Origin of the sequence: Pseudoalteromonas sp. G4 (assembly GCF_028875915.1) — a bacterium.
GTDB lineage: Bacteria > Pseudomonadota > Gammaproteobacteria > Enterobacterales > Alteromonadaceae > Pseudoalteromonas.
Window position 1 is genome coordinate 28,025 of sequence record NZ_JAPEHW010000013.1, and the last position, 16,794, is coordinate 44,818.

Consider the following 16,794-nt stretch of genomic DNA (forward strand, 5'->3'; position numbering starts at 1 on the left):
CTCACCTACTCTGCGCTGTTTGTGATAACACCAGTTACCGCATCTACATTTTTATCAACAGGGTTTACTTCAACGCCAGGGCGCACCTTTTGTAGGCCTTCAATGATAATTCTCTCGCCTGCTTCAATGCCTGAATTTACTACCCACATGGCATTAACACGACGACCTAAATCAACATGACGGGTAGTTACTTTATTGTTGCTATCTACAACCAATACAAACTTACCTTGCTGATTTTCTTGTACAGCAGCCTGAGGCACTAACGCCATTTGCGATTTATTTTTACTCTCAGCAATCAGCTTTACAAATAAGCCTGGTAACACAATGCCATTTGGATTAGGGAAAGTCGCTCGAAGCTCAACAGTACCTGTATTACTGTCAATTTTAGTATCGGCAAAATCGAGCATGCCTGCTTCTGCATATTCAGTGTTATTTGGTAAACGAATTTTTAAATCAATCGGTACTTGTTCAGGGCTTTTTATATTGTGATGTTCCTGCAAGTAAGTGGTGTAAAGCGCCTCTTCTACTGAGAAGTTTACATAAATTGGATCAATTGCAGTGATTGTCGCAAGCACACCACTTTGTGGGCTAATAATATTACCCACATCAATGTTAACTCGGCCAATTTGACCATCAAATGGCGCACTAATTTCAGTGTAGCTTAAATCAAGCTTGGCTTTTTTAAGCGCCGCTTCACCTGCTTTTACTGCAGCTTGTGTTTGCGCTGCATTAGTAATCAATTTGTCTAAATCGGATTGAGAAATAAAGCCTTGGTCTGCAACTTCTTTACCACGTTTTAAATCACGTGCAGCGCCAGCAGCCCCTGCAATTTTTGATTTAAGGTCTGCATCATATTGCGCCACTAACGCTTGGTATTCACTCGGGTCTATTTTTAACAATAAATCGTCTTTTTTAACCTTAGAGCCTTCCACAAACTTACGTTCAATCAATTCGCCCTGAACGCGAGTAGTGATTTCAGCTTCTTTAGAAGCTTGTGTGCGTGCTGTAAACTCACGGTAAGTACCTACTAAATCACTGTTGACCGTATAAACAGAAACGGCTGGAGCTGGCGCCTTTTGCACTACTTGTTCTTTACCACACCCTGTTAAAGCTATTGGCCCTAACAAGATACAACTAACAAACAGAGCCGATTTAGTCGGGCAACTAATCTTTTTTAATGTGGTTCTTACATGCAACTCTCCCTTATCACAAATAGAGCAAATTTTTGTTTCCGGCAAAAGCGCCGAAATTTCTAATAAAATCTTCTGGTTATCAATCATAATACGACATGACATTAAATGTAATTTAATATTTAACTAATTTTTAGCAAATCAACATGAGCATATTTTTAAATCTAATATGCTGAATAACGCCGTTATTTTGCAAAGAAAATATGAACCTAGCGTGAAGTATGGCGCTTTACAGGGGCTTTTTTCCACGTTAATCTCAAACCCTTAACAGGTCGGATGAGAATAAAAATGAAGCACCTAATCACCTTAAGTATTGATGCAGGAATTGCCACTGTCACCTTTGACCGCGCTGAAAAACTAAATGCACTTAGTTTTGATAGTTTTATCCAGCTCGACAGCATTATTAAACAACTTAAAAAAGAAAAGTCATTGCGCTTAGTCATTATTGACGCAAATGGCAGTGATTTTTGTACTGGCCTAGATGTTAAAAGTATCAGTCGCTCTGCAATTACTATGGTTAAGTTATTGTTTAAATGGCTGCCCGGCAATGCAAATTTAGCACAGCGCGTCACCCTTGGTTGGCAAGAAATAAAAGCGCCGGTCATTTGTAAAATTCATGGCCGTTGTTTTGGTGGCGGTATGCAAATAGCTTTAGGTGCCGACTTTCGCCTTGCCAGTAAAGATGCCCAGCTTTCAATTATGGAAGCGCGCTGGGGGCTCACGCCTGATATGGCTGGCAGTGTGATGCTGCAAGGCTTAATGCCTTATGACCAAGCATTAAAGCTCACTCACCTTGCTGACCCAATTGATGCAAAAACAGCTCTTTCGCTTAATTTAGTTACTGAGGTCTGTGATGATTTAAACAAACGCTGCGAACAACTTAAGGATGCACTCTTAGAAAAATCACCAGACGCCCTAGCTGCTAACAAACGTACGTATCAAAAGCATATGTTAGTTAATCGCCGTAAATTACTAGCCGCAGAAACACTAAATCAAATTAAAATTTTACGCGGTAAAAATGTAAAGCGTGCAATAAATAACCGATTAAAAGACGAATCAAAACCCTTCTTCGACTCTGCAAACTGGTAACGACTAAAGACCAGTAGATCTGGCATAAAGCTGTGGTAGGCTAGCAATATGAAATATATTTTTAGTCTGATTATTTTACTCTCAGCCCTTGGAATTGCCCACGGGCTGCTGTTTTTGCTTGATTTTAAATTTCCGCCTGCGGTGCTCGCTATGGGGGTATTATTACTTGCGCTCAAATTAAATATAGTGTCGCTGAAAAAGTGTGAAGTCGCGGGTAATCTATTACTTAAATATTTCCCGCTTTTTTTCATTCCAGCAGGGGTGGGTATCATTCAGCATTTAGACCTAATAAAGGAAAATCTATTTTTAATTATTTTCTCAGTACTTGCTGCCACCATAGGTACTTTGTTTATTGTTGGGAAAGTAGCAAGTTTACTTTTTGCATCTAACGATAAGGAACAATCATGAGCTTACTTTTGATTGTTCTCTCGCCAATATGTTTTTTTGTCTTTAAATGGCTTCAAACTCATTATCTTAAGCACAGTTTATGTAACCCCATTTTGTTAAGTATTTCACTGATAAGTTTAGTACTGATATGGGGGGATATTAGTTATGCACAGTTTGCCGAGGTAAACACCCCGTTTTTCTGGTTATTAGATTTGGCCATTGTGGCGCTCGCTATTCCACTTTACAAAGAGTCACGTACCATCAAAAAAGCAACATGGCGTTACATTCTATGCAGTGTTATTGGGGTTGCAAGCTCATCCATTATTGCAATGTTAACAGCATACAGCTTGGGCGCGAGTGAGCAACTGGTTGTCAGTCTTGCTCCTAATGCGGTGACCACCCCCATCGCAATTGAGGTAAGTGAGCAACTTGCTGGTATTAGTGCACTTTCGGCTGTTGTGGTTATTTGCGTTGGTATTTTTGGTGCAGTGATCGGTTTACCTTTGCTTCGCTTTTTTGGTGTAAAGCATGTTCCAAGTCAAGGACTCGCTCTCGGCGCGGCCTGCCATGCGGTTGGTACAGCAAGGGCAATTGAAGTTGATGAACGCATGGGTGCATTTGCATCGGTTAGCTTAGTATTAAGCGCCATATTGACGCCATTACTATTACCTGTAATCTATACCCTATTAAGTCTCATATTTACAACCTAACTTAACGGTAAATAAATGTTACTAAAACGGATTTTATTAATAGGAGTGGTGCTTGTGATGGCGGGATGCGCAACACATATGAAGCCGAATCCCGGCGAAAAAAGCTATGCTATGCCACCTGCAAACTCCGGCAAGTTAGCAAACTTCGTAACCGAACTTACAACCCAAAATAAAAATCAAACAGGCGTTTTTACCTTAGGGCAAGGCGTTGATGCGTTCATGTCACGCGTCAGCCTTATTAATGCAGCCAGTAGTAGCATTGATTTACAATATTACATTTACAACAAAGACATTACAGGCAACCAAATAAACTACTCTTTGTATTTAGCTGCCGAACGCGGAGTACGTGTACGCATTTTACTAGATGATTTAAAAGCGCCTGATTCTAACCCACAGTTACAAATTTTGAATCAACATAAAAACGTTGAAATCAAACTATTTAACCCCTTACCTAATCGCAGTAACAAAGCGCTTGGGATCCTGTCCGATTTTTCACGGTTAAATAGCCGTATGCATAATAAATCACTTACCGTCGATAGCCTTTCTTCAGTGATTGGTGGTCGCAATATTGGCGATGAATATTTTAGTGCCAGCCATGAGGTAGAGTTCGGTGATTTTGATTTGCTATTAATTGGCGATGCCGTTGGCGATATTAATCGCCAGTTTGATGAATACTGGAACAGTGAATACAGCTATCCGCTTTCTGTGTTCCACCCAAAACGTTACTCAAATGAAGAGACCATTGAAATTTTAACTAAATGGGATCTTGAAATTAGCGAAGCTGCACAAGCAGAGCAAGAATATGTAAACGCACTTAAAAATTCGCAATTTATCGAATACATTACTGAAGGTGCATTGCCTTGGTCATGGGGTAACGCAAAGGTGCTTTACGACCCACCAAATAAAATTAGCGCCAATGGCGTAACAAGCCCATTACTGGATGATTTAGCCAGCACATTTGCTGATACGAAGCACCACCTGTATATTATTTCTCCTTATTTTGTGCCAGGCAAAGCAGGTACGGCCTACCTTAAAAAGATGGTTGAGCGTGGTGTTAACGTTACGGTACTGACAAATTCACTTGCCGCGACCGATGTAGTCGCGGTGCATTCTGGTTACGCACCATATCGTAAAGCGCTGCTAAACGCGGGAGTCACTCTGTATGAATCCAAAGTAACGCCCAACTTTAAACCCACAGCATGGCGAGGCTCAACACAAGCCAGCCTTCATGCAAAATCCATTATTTTCGACAGTAAACATATTTTTGTCGGTTCGCTTAATCTCGATCCTCGTTCAATGTTTATCAATACCGAAATTGGTGTTTTGTTTGAAAATGAAGAGCTCACAGGCAAGGTTATTGATACGCTTAAAACAGCAATTACAAATTCAGCTTACCAAGTAAAATTAGAAGATGGTGAGCTGCTTTGGTATGACATGGCAAGCCAAAAAGTCTATAGCAAAGAACCAGATGCCAGCATCTGGCGCAAAATTGGTGCATGGTTCTTTCGCGTATTACCCATTGAAGATCAACTGTAATCACATCGTGAAAGTTGACTTTCGAGACGACTGGTCTAATAATATTCACAAAGTGTGTACGTAAAAAATTAACCCAAATATGAATAAGCCAGATACCAAAGAAGCGATTTTGGCGGCAGGTCATGCGCTGATTATCGAAAAAAGTTACAACGGATGTGGCTTAAAAGAAATCCTAGATAAGGCTGGAGTGCCTAAAGGTTCGTTTTATCATTACTTTAAGTCTAAAGAAGACTTTGGTTTAGCGTTAATTGAACGCGCCCAAGATCAAACTCACGACTTTATGCGTGAATTTCTACGCGACCGCAAATACTCGCCTCTGCAGCGGATAAATAACTGGTTCAAACGCATTCAACAGTTTCACGAAGAAGAAGGCATTGACTGCGAATGTCTTGTACCAAAATTAATTCTGGAACAATCACAACTCAGTGAAAATATGCGTGGCGGCATTAAGTGTGCGCAAGATTTAATGCACAGCATGATGGCGCAAACTATTAGAGAAGCCCAACAAGAAGGCGAAGTAAACGAAAAACTCGACCCACATAAAATTGCAGCATTCTTGTTTAATGCCAGCCATGGCGCTGCAATACAAATGCAAGTAGAGCGCTCAACAGAGCCTTACGATAATTTTGTCGATATTATTTTTGAAACAATTTTAGTGCCTTAATTGGCACTTTCACCTTGAAAACCCACCACTCTAGACCAATCGGTCTAAAAAATACTTTTTAAATATAAATAAAAAATTCAATCACTTAAATAAATTCAACTTACCAAAAATAGCATTCAGCCGAAATTCATCTTGCAACAATTGCCATTATAAAAGACAATCAACTAGACGACTGGTCTACTAAATTGGAAATACGATGACTTCTCCACGCTCATTTAAACAAATTGGACTTTTATTAAGTCTTTTGTTTCTGGTGTTTCATGCTAATGCACAAGTGGTGCGTTTTAGTGAAGCAACCGAACAACAATTACAACCACGCAAACGTGTCGTTGGTACCTTAAAAGCTTTTAATCAAGCCAATGTCGCTTCTGTTGAATCAGGTAAGGTTGTTAATGTACTGGTTAACGAAGGCGATATTGTGACAAAAGGTGCTGTTTTAGCACATTTAGACACCCGCCGACTTGATGCTGAAAAGCAGCGTTTGCAAGCAGAGAAAATGCTTGCTGAGGCGAATTTATCGTTAGCAAAAGCAGAGTTTACGCAAGCCGAAGAAGATTATTTAGCGTATAAACAATCAGCACAAAAAAGCGCCGTATCAAAACAGCGTCTAAATCAAAGTAAAACACAAACAATCGCTAATCAAGCCCGTGTTATAGCTGCAACGCAAGCAATTGAAGCGTTAAATGCTCAGCTCGACGCTTTACAAGTTCGCATTGATGATATGTCAATTCGCGCGCCATTTGATGGCCAAGTTACGAGTCGACTCGCAGAGCTTGGGCAATGGTTAGGCAGTGGCGATCATGCTTTTACACTTACCTCACTAAATAAATTAGAAGCTTGGTTAGATGTACCTGAGCGATTTGCTTTCTTAGCCGGTAAAGCTCCCTCTGAAATTGCTCTGCAAATTGGAGGTGAACTTGTACAAGCGCATAATATTAAAGTACTTAATAGCGTTGATGAGCGAGCGCGTACTTTCCGCGTTATTGGTCAAGTTAATGGTAATGGCTTAATGCCAGGAATGTCAGTAAGTGCATGGTTACCAGAAGGTGAAAGCAAAACAACGCTGACAGTACCGAAAGATGCACTGGTAAATCGCGGCGGCAACTACTTAGTTTATAAAGTAATTGTGCAAGGCGATAAGCAAATTGCGCAGCCTGTATCTGTCAATGTTCAATTTCATCAAGGTGACAAAGTGGCTATTTTCGCTCCGCAATTAGCACCAAATGACAAGGTGATCACTGAAGGCAATGAACGATTAATGCCAGGCCCTGTGGTTGCTGTAGCCGATGTCTCAAATGGCAATCAACAACATTTAAAGTAGGCGCGATATGAAGATTGTAGAAAGTGCGGTTAAACAACCCATAAGTGTTATCGTCGCCGTTATTTTATCAGTATTAGCGGGTATTTTAGCTTTTACACAAGTACCCGTTCAAATGACGCCATCGGTTGACTCAGTGGTTGTTAGCGTAAGAACATTTTGGGAGAACGCAAGCCCTGAAGAAATTGAATCTGACGTTGTTATTGAACAAGAAAAGGTACTGTCAGATGTCAATGGCTTGGTTTCATTAACCAGTATTAGCCAAACGTCTGCAGCGCAGCTGCGTTTGGAATTTGAAACTGGCACCGATATTAAACAAGCACAAGCAGAAGTCGTACAAAAGCTTAACGAAGTACCCGCCTATCCTATGGGGGTATCTGAACCGACAGTTGAAGGCGTTGACCCAATGTCGGTTGATTACATTGCCTGGGTAGGCCTTGCAGCAACCGACCCGAGTTTTGACAACACTACCCTATATGATTTTATGGAGCGCCGATTACGTCCACGCCTTGAAAACATCAAAGGTATTTCAAAGGTGGGGATTTTAGGTGCCCGTGAGCAAGAGCTGCAAATACAAATTGACCCAATCAAACTGGCAAATTTTGGTATTACTTACAGCCAACTAGTAGACGCGATTCAAATTACTAACACCAATTACTCAGGTGGTCGTTTGCCTGATGGTAAAAATGATATTCGTGTGCGTGCAATGGGGCGTTTTAGCGATGTAGCAACCATTGAAAATATTGTGATCCGTAAAGATAACCGCGGCCCGGTATATGTAAAAGACATTGCGACAGTAAAACTCGACTACAAAGATATGCGTGATTGGGTGCGTGCTCGCGGTGTGAAAATGCCATTTTTTAACTTCCAACTGGCCCATGGTGCTAACTTACTTGAAACCATGAACTCGCTAAAAGCGGAAATAGCAGAGTTGAATAAACCCGATGGCATGCTTGAGCAACATGCTAAAAAGCTTGGTATCAATGGTACGATTGAGCTAGTTACTACCTGGGATTCATCAAGCTATGTAGAAAATGCCATTGATTTAGTACAAAGCAATATTATGGTCGGTGGCTTACTTGCCGTTATTACCCTGCTGCTATTTTTACGCTCGCTGCGTACCATTGGCGTTATTGCTATCGCGATTCCAATTTCAGTGATTGCATCGGTGGTTATTTTGGTTGCCCTTGGTCGTTCGATTAATATTGTATCGCTTGCGGGCATGGCCTTTGCAGTAGGTATGGTAGTTGATAATGCCATTGTGGTTATCGAGAATATTTTCCGCCATTTAGAAATGGGTAAAAAACCGCTTAAGGCCAGTGTTGAAGGTACGCAAGAAGTTGCAGGCGCGGTGTTTGCGTCAACTATGACAACACTCGTGGTATTTGTGCCTATTTTAACCATTGCCGACAGCGCAGGTCAGCTTTTTCGCGATATATCACTTGCCATCATGGCAGCAGTCTTTATTAGTTTTGTCGTATCTGTCTTAGTTATTCCGGTAGCGGGCGCTTATTTCTTGCGTGCGCGCAGTGACTCTAAACAGGTAAAATTAAAAACGGGTAAATTGGCTGAGCTTGAAAAGAAAGCAGCAAAGCTGCCGAGCCACATTGGCGCCTTATTTATCGCAATTACCAGCACTACCAAACGAAAAGTTACTGTGGTGACTAGTTTTGCAGTCGTAACACTTGTTGGTATTGCACTACTTATTCCACCGCTTGATTACTTACCAAAAGGTAACCGTAATTTTGCTTTCGGTTTTATGGTACCGCCGCCGGGTTATAACCTTGATCAAGTATCTGAAATTGGTGACCGTATTGAAAAAGTGCTTCGCCCTGCATGGGAAGTAACTGGTGATAAATACCAAGCTGAAACAGTGATCCGCGGTGGTAAGCCAGACTTAACGCAAAGCGTGCCTGATATTCAATTAATGGATGGCAGTACCATTAAAGCTCCAGAAATCGATCACTATTTCTTAGTTGCAATGGACGGTCAAATTCTCCATGGCATGATCCCAAAAGAAGCAGATAAAACCATTGACGCGGTCGACTTCTTAAACCAAACATTAATGGGTGTAAACGCGCCAGATGTGATTGGCTTTGCTTTCCAGTTTCCACTTTTTAATACCGGTGGTACAACGGGTAGCGCGATTCAAATCGACTTGGTAGGTGATGACTTAGAGCAAATCACTAATGGTGCAACAGCCTTGCTATTTAAGTTAATCGGCAGTTATGGGCCATATGCAACCATTCCAGAGCCAGCTAACTTTTTACTACCAACGCCAGAGCTATCAATTAAACCGCTAGATGAGCGTTTAGCCGAACTCAACATGACGCGCCGTGATTTAGGCTTAGCAGTGCAAGCTAATGGTGATGGCATCATTATGATGAACAGTTTTGCTGTTGGTGGCGAATTAAAAGACCTTAAAATCGTAACGAGTGCACAACAGGATGATTTCCCTATTGATGCACTGATGCAAACACCGCTAGCAACACCACAAAGTCAGGTAGTTGATCTTCAATCGCTGGCCCTGGTTGAGCGTACGCAAACCGTCGATCAAATTAAGCACGTTTCACGTCAGCGTGCGGTAACATTACAATTTACACCACCTGCAGGAATGCCGCTTGAGCAAGCAATTGCATCAGTGAATACCTTGGTCGACGAGCTGCGCGTCGCGGGGGCAATCTCTCCTGCCGTTGAAGTGAATCTTGCTGGTAGCGCCGGTAAGCTTGCAGATCTTAAAAAGTCCTTACTCGGCGACGGTAGTTTATTTGGCACCTTAAGTTCAAGCATGTTTCTAGCTATGTTTGTAGTGTATCTGGTAATGGTTATTTTATTTCAAAACTGGAAATACCCTCTTGTTATTATGGTGAGCGTACCACTTGCAACGCTTGGTGGCTTTATGGGTCTAGCCGCTGTGCATTGGGCAAGCGTGTTTGACCGCTATACGCCGATACAAAACCTTGATGTATTAACTTTACTTGGTTTTGTTATCTTGGCAGGTGTGGTTGTGAATAACGCCATTTTGATTGTGCATCAAGCCCTTAACAATCTTAAGCACAAAGGACTTACTGCCCAATTGGCAATTAAAGAGTCTGTTGAAAGTCGTGTTCGTCCGATTATGATGTCGACCCTTACTTCTGTGGGCGGCATGTTACCACTGGTACTAATGCCTGGTGCAGGTAGTGAGCTTTACCGTGGTTTAGGTGGCGTCGTGGTTGGCGGATTAGTGGTTTCAACAATATTCACTTTGATTTTAGTGCCAGTCATATTAAGCTTCTTACTTAAGGATTCTGATATAAAGCAAAATTCAGAAGACACCGATTTAAGGACAGCCGCTTAGATATGGAAATCTAAATTGATGACTGACCAAAAATCCCAGCTCCGGCTGGGATTTTTTATTTTAATACCTAATCTATGTAGTGTCAGAACAGTAATAGCGCAGAATAAATCAAATGATATCAAGACATAATTTTACATAGAAAGTTGCTTTACATAGATAAATTCAAACTCAATTAGCATAATATTTATGCTTCCAGAATGTTCCCTATTAAATGAACTACTATTAATCTCACATTCAATTTCATCTGAACACTAATCTTTGTCTATAGTATTTAAGTGGCTTGTTAAAATAAGCGAACTGATGATAGAAATAGATAATAAAATCTTAAATGATGTAGCAACAGGTTTTACCATCCCTGCAAAGCCGGATATCCTACAAGCACTGCAAGATGAACTAAGCAAAGAACCTGAATTATTTCGCGTTGCCGATATTATTGCAGCCGATGTGGCAACATCCGCTGCTGTATTAAAAATAATTAATAGCCCTTTTTATGGCCTTGCTCGAACAATCAGTGACATTCGCCAAGCAGTCATGTTTTTAGGACTAGAAAATATTACGAATCTGGTTACTGGCTATTTATTAAAACAAGCGTATGACCAAAGTAAATGTTCACTCTCCCTCAATCGTTTTTGGGATAATGCCAATGATATTGCCAATGTATCGTGCATTATTGCCAGACATTTAAAAACGCCTTTGCCGCCTGAAAACTTACATTTAATTGGGTTATTTCATGATGCAGGCATACCCGCGATGGCAATACGGTTTGAGCAATATGCCAAACTACTGCAAGAACACCGGGAAAACGACTCAACACCATTATTTACTAAAGAGGAAAACCGTTTTAAAACCAACCATGCTGTTGTCGGTTATTACCTTGCTACTAGCTGGAATTTACCCAAACAAATTTGCCAAATAATTTTACAGCATCACTGTGATGACTTTTTTAATGCGTGTTCAGATGATTTTGAACGCAGCTGTTTTGCCTGTTTAAGACTTGCTGAAAATTTTGTTCATATTGCAAGGCACTTTCGTCCTGAGCCTCAATGGCACACAATAGAACTGCGAGTATTAGATACCTTACAACTCGATGAATATGATTTCCAAGATCTGAAAGAAGATGTAGAAGAATACTTAATTTCATCGCATTAAAACCAGCTCACATAATTCAGTTTTATTCACAGCCCCTTGAAAACAAAAAACCCAGCATATAGCTGGGTTTTTTATCAGGCGTTACTTAGTCCGCTTGCGGGCGCATATGCGGGAATAAGATTACATCTTTAATCGTTGGCGAATCAGTAAATAACATCACTAGACGGTCGATACCAATACCCTCACCTGCTGTTGGTGGTAAGCCAAACTCAAGTGCTTGGATATAGTCATCATCAAAGTGCATTGCTTCATCGTCACCAGCATCTTTTTCTTCAACCTGACGAGCAAAGCGCGCTGCTTGGTCTTCAGCATCGTTAAGCTCAGAGAAACCATTTGCTAATTCACGACCACCTACGAAGAATTCGAAACGGTCAGTGATAAATGGGTTTTCATCATTACGACGCGCAAGTGGCGACACTTCCCACGGGTACTCAGTGATGAAAGTAGGTTGGATCAGTTTGTGCTCAGCTGTCTCTTCGAAGATTTCACATAAGAACTTACCTGCACCCCAAACACATTTTTCTGGGATCTTAACGTGTACTTTCTTCGCGTAAGCGACTAACTCATCGAAATGATTTTCAGGGTCTTTGAAGATATGCGCAATTTCTTCAGCATCAGGACCATACTTGATGATGGCATCAGCCATAGATAGACGCTCGAACTTGCTACCAAAATCATATTCGATTGTTTCAACAACTTCACCTTCAGCATTTTTAACTGTGTTGATAACAGTTGTTGTACCAAGTACATCTTGTGCAACGGTACGTAACATGTCTTCCGTTAAGTTCATCAGATCGTTGTAATCAGCGTAAGCTTGGTAGAATTCAATCATCGTAAATTCAGGGTTATGGCGCGTTGAAAGACCTTCGTTACGGAAGTTACGGTTAATTTCAAATACGCGGTCAAAACCACCCACAACTAAACGCTTAAGGTAAAGCTCTGGTGCGATACGTAAGTACATGTCGATATCTAACGCATTGTGGTGAGTCACAAATGGACGCGCCGTTGCACCACCAGGAATAACCTGAAGCATTGGCGTTTCAACTTCCATAAAGTCACGTTCAGCTAAAAAACGACGAATACCTTCAATCACTTTTGAACGAATACGGAACGTCTCACGGGTGTCCATATTTGTAATAAGGTCAACATAACGTTGACGGTACTTTGCTTCTTGGTCTGTTAAACCGTGGAATTTTTCTGGTAATGGGCGTAGTGATTTAGTCAGTAACTCATACTTAACCATATCTACGTAAAGGTCGCCTTTACCTGATTTATGAACTGGACCAGACACACCGATGATGTCACCGATATCAAGTTGGCCATACTTCTCTTTTAACGCTTTTTGCACGTCTTTTGAGGCATATGCCTGAATACGACCTTTCATATCTTGAAGTACAAGGAAAGGACCACGTTTAGCTAAAATACGGCCTGCTACTGAAACTTGGTGGTCTAACTCGACTAACTCTTCCTTCGATTTATCACCAAACTTAGCTTGTAGATCTGCTGTGTAATCTTCACGGCGGAAAGTATTCGGGTGACCATTAGCTGAGCAATTCTCACGAATCGCATCTAGCTTGGCACGACGCTCTGCAATCAATTTATTTTCGTCTTGAATTTGATCTGTCATGTTATAGCTCTAAGTTGCTTGGTTTAAATTAAAGGCCAGATTTCAGGCTGGCTTCGATAAACTTATCTAAATCGCCGTCTAATACGGCTTGAGTATTACGGTTTTCAACCCCTGTACGTAAATCTTTGATACGAGAATCATCAAGTACGTAAGAACGAATTTGGCTACCCCAGCCAATATCCGATTTTGCATCTTCTTGTGACTGCTTTTCAGCATTCTGTTTATGCATTTCAAGCTCAAACAATTTTGCTTTTAACTGCTTCATCGCCTGTGCTTTGTTTTTGTGTTGCGAACGGTCATTTTGACACTGCACTACCGTGTTGGTTGGTAAGTGAGTAATACGTACCGCCGATTCTGTACGGTTAACGTGCTGACCACCCGCACCCGATGCACGATATACGTCAATACGTAAATCGGCTGGGTTAATATCAATTTCAATATTGTCATCCACCTCAGGATAAACAAACGCAGAAGCAAATGATGTATGGCGGCGACCTGTTGAGTCAAACGGGCTTTTACGTACTAAGCGGTGCACACCTGTTTCAGTGCGTAACCAGCCATAAGCGTACTCACCTGAAACACGAACCGTTGCACCTTTAATACCTGCAACATCACCATCGGTTGCTTCAACTATTTCTGCTTTAAAACCTTTTGCTTCTGCCCAACGTAAATACATACGCAGCAGCATATTACACCAGTCTTGTGCTTCAGTGCCGCCTGAACCTGACTGCAGGTCGATATAGGCATCGTTACCATCTTGCTCACCAGAGAACATACGACGGAATTCAAGCTTATCAAGCTGCTTCATTAATTCTTCGAGTTCAGCCTCAGCTTCTGCAAACGTGTCTTCATCTTCTGCTTCAACAGCAAGCTCAACTAAGCCTTCAACATCTTCTGCGCCTTGGTCTAAGGTATCAATCGTGTCAACAATCGCTTCTAAGCTCGATTTTTCACGACCTAACGCCTGCGCTTTTTCTGGTTCATTCCAAACCGCAGAATCTTCTAATTCGGCATTAACTTCTTCTAACCGCTCTTTTTTTAGAGGGTAGTCAAAGATACCCCCTAAGTTGGTCGGTGCGCTCGCGAATTTCCTTGATTTGATTAATCACAGGATTCACTTCAAACATTACATCACTCCAACTGGTGTTTTGCCTTAATTCTTGGCAATAATCAAAGGCGGGAATTTTAGCAAAAAAAAATGGTTTTGATTAGATTCAAAACCATTTTTTCGCATAAATATTTCTTATCTATGCTAATTGTATTTCACTGACCAATAATTGCAGCGAAAACTTACCTCTAAACTCATTAATATCAAGTTGATAGGCTAAACGTACTTTTTCAGCTGCGGTATTTGGCCACGCCCTTAAATCAACATTAAAGGCAATCGCGTCCACATCTAAACCCGACGCATGGCGCAATACTAATTTTAAATGCTTCTCACCCACCATACGCTGTTGAATAACATAAAAAACATCGTCAAATAGTGGCTCAGGAAAGCTTTGGCCAAAAGGCCCTGCTTGCTTAAGTTGGTTGGCGAAATTCAAGTTAAAACAATCAGCTGGCAAATTACCATCAGTTAATAGCACCGCGTGTTTATCTTCTTCGGCAAGCGTATTTGCTACCTCGTCTGTGTAAATTTGCTTAAAGCGCGCAAAGTCGCTTTCTAAAATTGATAAACCCGCCGCCATTGCGTGACCGCCAAATTTTAAAATTAAATCGGGGTGTTTGGTTGAAATCGACTCCAACAAATCACGCATATGCAGTCCTGGTATAGAGCGGCAACTGCCTTTTATTTCACCATTTTCACCCTGTGCAAAAATCACTGTCGGACGGTGATATTGCTCTTTTAAACGACCTGCCAAAATACCAATAACACCTTGGTGCCAATCATCTTGATATAAACATACCGCATCTGGAATTTCTTGTGATTGTGACACTAAGCGTTCTAGCACTGCATTAGCTTCAACTTGCATACTTTGCTCGATTTCACGGCGTTCTTGGTTTAATCCATCAAGTTCCGCGGCAATGCGTCTTGCCTGATTGCCATCCTGACTTAGTAAACACGCGATACCTAAACTCATGTCATCTAAGCGCCCTGCCGCATTAAGCCTTGGTGCAATAGCAAAGCCAAAGTCACTGGCTTGCAGGCGATAACTATTTCGGTTGGCAACCTCAATCAAAGCTAAAATTCCGGGGCGAGTACGACCTGCGCGAATGCGTGCCAAACCTTGGTATACCAAAGTCCGATTATTAGCATCAAGCGGCACTACATCGGCTACCGTACCCAGTGCAACAATATCCAAAAGACTCGCCAAATTAGGTTGCGCTAAGCCGAAGTTTTCAAAATAGTTTTGCTCTCGCAACGTGTGACGAAGTGCCACCAGCAAGTAAAACGCAACACCGCATCCCGCCAATGCTTTTGATGGAAACTGACAATCAAAGCGGTTTGGATTAACAATCGCGTCGGCGTTAGGAAGCTGTTCACCTTGTAAATGGTGATCAGTAACAATCACTTGAATGCCAGCTTGCTTACAAATTTCAACACCTTGCAAACAGGAAATGCCGTTATCAACTGTGATAAGAATATCCGGCTTAATTTGCACTACTTGTTCTGCAAGCTGCGGGCTTAAACCATAACCTAAATTAAAACGGTTTGGCACTAAGTAATCGACATGTTGAAAGCCAAACATCGGTAGACCTTCCATTAACACCGCAGTACTGGTTGCACCATCAGCATCAAAGTCACCGACGATTAAAATTTTGGCGTGGTTTTGCAGCCCATTAATCAGAATATTTGCGGCAACATCAATATCTTTCAATAAACGAAAATCAAGTAATGACGCAGCGCCATTATCGAGTTCAGTATTGTTTTTGATGCCACGAGAGGCATAAATTTGTTTAATAACAGGGTGAAGCGATGCGTCTAAATAACTGTCGTCAACGCGGGCACGTGTTTGAATTGTTTTTTGCATGAACCGTTTTTAATAATCTGAGACTAAAAAGGGCCTTAACGGCCCTATTTCACAAACTGGTTAGGTTACCCTTTTGTACTACTTTCAAGAATTTGCTTTAACTGAGCCGCTGGCTGGTAACCAGGAATAAGCGTGCCATCTTCAAGGATGATAGCTGGCGTACCCGTAATACCAAAACTTTGACCCATTTCAAATTGCTCTTTCACTGGTGCATCACATGCAGCTACATCCACTACATCATCACCTGCTTTTGCATCAGTAAGTGCTTTGGCCGCATCTTTTGCACACCAAATGTCTTGTAAGTCATCAAAACCTTTACTTGGTATACCGGCACGTGGATAAGCAAGATATTGCACCGTAATGCCTGCATCAAGATAATCATCCAGCTCGCGGTGTAATTTACGACAATAACCACAAGTAATATCAGTAAAAATCGTTACTTTATGTTTTTCGTTTTTAGCTGGGTAAACGATCATCGAGTCTGCAAATTGCTTAACGCCTTCTTTACGCAAATTACCCAGTGCAACTTCCGTTAGGTTTTCTTTATTTTCTAAATCAAGTAACGTTCCTTGCAGTAAATACTTACCATCAGCCGTGCTGTATAACACGCCGCGATTGGTTAATACTTCATACAAACCTTTTACAGGTGTTTCTGCTACACCACTTGCTTGTAGACCGATTTTTTCAAATTCCGCTATGATTTTCGCTTCGATTGGATCAACACTCGCTGCTGCGACACCATTTGCTGAAATATTAAATGCCGCACTCAACAAAGCAGCTGCGATTGCTAGTTTTTTCATTTGCTATCTCTT

13 protein-coding genes are annotated in these 16,794 nt (G+C 41.4%); 8 read left to right on the forward strand and 5 right to left on the reverse strand.

What is annotated here, in order from left to right; all coding sequences use genetic code 11:
- Positions 1-5: 5 nt before the first annotated feature.
- Positions 6-1,280: an efflux RND transporter periplasmic adaptor subunit gene (locus tag ON073_RS06545; RefSeq protein ID WP_274761068.1), complete on the reverse strand. Its 1,275-nt coding sequence runs from the start codon at positions 1,278-1,280 to the stop codon at positions 6-8.
- A 198-nt stretch (positions 1,281-1,478) separates the two neighbouring features.
- On the opposite strand from ON073_RS06545, the gene ON073_RS06550 reads away from it, so the two are divergent.
- From ON073_RS06550 to ON073_RS06585, 8 genes are all read left to right on the forward strand, one after another.
- Entirely contained in the window at positions 1,479-2,279 is an 801-nt protein-coding gene (locus tag ON073_RS06550) for a crotonase/enoyl-CoA hydratase family protein (protein ID WP_274761069.1), read from the forward strand.
- A 48-nt stretch (positions 2,280-2,327) separates the two neighbouring features.
- Positions 2,328-2,687: a CidA/LrgA family protein gene (locus tag ON073_RS06555; protein WP_274761070.1), complete on the forward strand. Its 360-nt coding sequence runs from the start codon at positions 2,328-2,330 to the stop codon at positions 2,685-2,687.
- Complete coding sequence (locus ON073_RS06560; protein ID WP_274761071.1) at positions 2,684-3,376, forward strand: LrgB family protein; 693 nt, start codon at positions 2,684-2,686, stop codon at positions 3,374-3,376. Before ON073_RS06555 ends, ON073_RS06560 begins: the two co-directional genes overlap by 4 nt.
- 78 nt (positions 3,377-3,454) lie before the next feature.
- Positions 3,455-4,912, forward strand: coding sequence for a phospholipase D family protein (locus ON073_RS06565; protein WP_274761072.1), 1,458 nt, complete (start codon positions 3,455-3,457; stop codon positions 4,910-4,912).
- Between the two features lie 79 nt (positions 4,913-4,991).
- On the forward strand, positions 4,992-5,576 hold the full coding sequence (locus ON073_RS06570; RefSeq protein WP_274761073.1) for a TetR/AcrR family transcriptional regulator: 585 nt from the start codon (positions 4,992-4,994) through the stop codon (positions 5,574-5,576).
- A 196-nt stretch (positions 5,577-5,772) separates the two neighbouring features.
- Positions 5,773-6,897 carry an efflux RND transporter periplasmic adaptor subunit gene (locus tag ON073_RS06575; protein WP_274761074.1) on the forward strand — a complete coding sequence of 375 codons (1,125 nt, stop codon included), beginning with the start codon at positions 5,773-5,775 and terminating at the stop codon, positions 6,895-6,897.
- 7 nt (positions 6,898-6,904) lie between these two features.
- Positions 6,905-10,234 carry an efflux RND transporter permease subunit gene (locus tag ON073_RS06580; RefSeq protein WP_274761075.1) on the forward strand — a complete coding sequence of 1,110 codons (3,330 nt, stop codon included), beginning with the start codon at positions 6,905-6,907 and terminating at the stop codon, positions 10,232-10,234.
- A 300-nt stretch (positions 10,235-10,534) separates the two neighbouring features.
- Positions 10,535-11,383, forward strand: a complete 849-nt coding sequence (locus ON073_RS06585) for an HDOD domain-containing protein (protein WP_274761076.1) — start codon at positions 10,535-10,537, stop codon at positions 11,381-11,383.
- A gap of 85 nt (positions 11,384-11,468) precedes the next feature.
- On the opposite strand, the gene lysS is transcribed toward ON073_RS06585, so the two are convergent.
- The 4 genes from lysS to dsbC all read right to left on the reverse strand — a co-directional run bounded on the left by lysS (position 11,469) and on the right by dsbC (position 16,782).
- Complete coding sequence (lysS, locus tag ON073_RS06590) at positions 11,469-13,010, reverse strand: lysine--tRNA ligase (RefSeq protein WP_274761077.1); 1,542 nt, start codon at positions 13,008-13,010, stop codon at positions 11,469-11,471.
- A gap of 28 nt (positions 13,011-13,038) precedes the next feature.
- Positions 13,039-14,137, reverse strand: a protein-coding gene (prfB, locus tag ON073_RS06595; protein ID WP_199922521.1) for a peptide chain release factor 2 whose coding sequence is annotated in 2 segments (ribosomal slippage) — positions 13,039-14,061 and positions 14,063-14,137 — 1,098 coding nt in all. Because the reading frame shifts where the segments join, the coding sequence is not laid out codon by codon here.
- A gap of 120 nt (positions 14,138-14,257) precedes the next feature.
- The gene (recJ, locus tag ON073_RS06600) at positions 14,258-15,982 is read right to left on the reverse strand and encodes a single-stranded-DNA-specific exonuclease RecJ (protein WP_274761078.1); all 1,725 of its coding nucleotides are present in this window, start codon (positions 15,980-15,982) and stop codon (positions 14,258-14,260) included.
- A 65-nt stretch (positions 15,983-16,047) separates the two neighbouring features.
- Positions 16,048-16,782, reverse strand: coding sequence for a bifunctional protein-disulfide isomerase/oxidoreductase DsbC (dsbC, locus tag ON073_RS06605; protein WP_038640258.1), 735 nt, complete (start codon positions 16,780-16,782; stop codon positions 16,048-16,050).
- Positions 16,783-16,794: the final 12 nt, after the last annotated feature.

What these genes read in the sequence shown, in the direction of transcription:
- ON073_RS06585 (WP_274761076.1), top strand. Translation starts at nt 10,535, where the DNA reads ATGATAGAAATAGATAATAAAATCTTAAATGATGTAGCAACAGGTTTT.
- ON073_RS06565 (WP_274761072.1), top strand. Translation starts at nt 3,455, where the DNA reads ATGAAGCCGAATCCCGGCGAAAAAAGCTATGCTATGCCACCTGCAAAC.
- ON073_RS06555 (WP_274761070.1), top strand. Translation starts at nt 2,328, where the DNA reads ATGAAATATATTTTTAGTCTGATTATTTTACTCTCAGCCCTTGGAATT.
- ON073_RS06580 (WP_274761075.1), top strand. Translation starts at nt 6,905, where the DNA reads ATGAAGATTGTAGAAAGTGCGGTTAAACAACCCATAAGTGTTATCGTC.
- ON073_RS06575 (WP_274761074.1), top strand. Translation starts at nt 5,773, where the DNA reads ATGACTTCTCCACGCTCATTTAAACAAATTGGACTTTTATTAAGTCTT.
- dsbC (WP_038640258.1), bottom strand. Translation starts at nt 16,782, where the DNA reads ATGAAAAAACTAGCAATCGCAGCTGCTTTGTTGAGTGCGGCATTTAAT.
- ON073_RS06560 (WP_274761071.1), top strand. Translation starts at nt 2,684, where the DNA reads ATGAGCTTACTTTTGATTGTTCTCTCGCCAATATGTTTTTTTGTCTTT.
- ON073_RS06550 (WP_274761069.1), top strand. Translation starts at nt 1,479, where the DNA reads ATGAAGCACCTAATCACCTTAAGTATTGATGCAGGAATTGCCACTGTC.
- recJ (WP_274761078.1), bottom strand. Translation starts at nt 15,982, where the DNA reads ATGCAAAAAACAATTCAAACACGTGCCCGCGTTGACGACAGTTATTTA.
- ON073_RS06545 (WP_274761068.1), bottom strand. Translation starts at nt 1,280, where the DNA reads ATGATTGATAACCAGAAGATTTTATTAGAAATTTCGGCGCTTTTGCCG.
- lysS (WP_274761077.1), bottom strand. Translation starts at nt 13,010, where the DNA reads ATGACAGATCAAATTCAAGACGAAAATAAATTGATTGCAGAGCGTCGT.
- ON073_RS06570 (WP_274761073.1), top strand. Translation starts at nt 4,992, where the DNA reads ATGAATAAGCCAGATACCAAAGAAGCGATTTTGGCGGCAGGTCATGCG.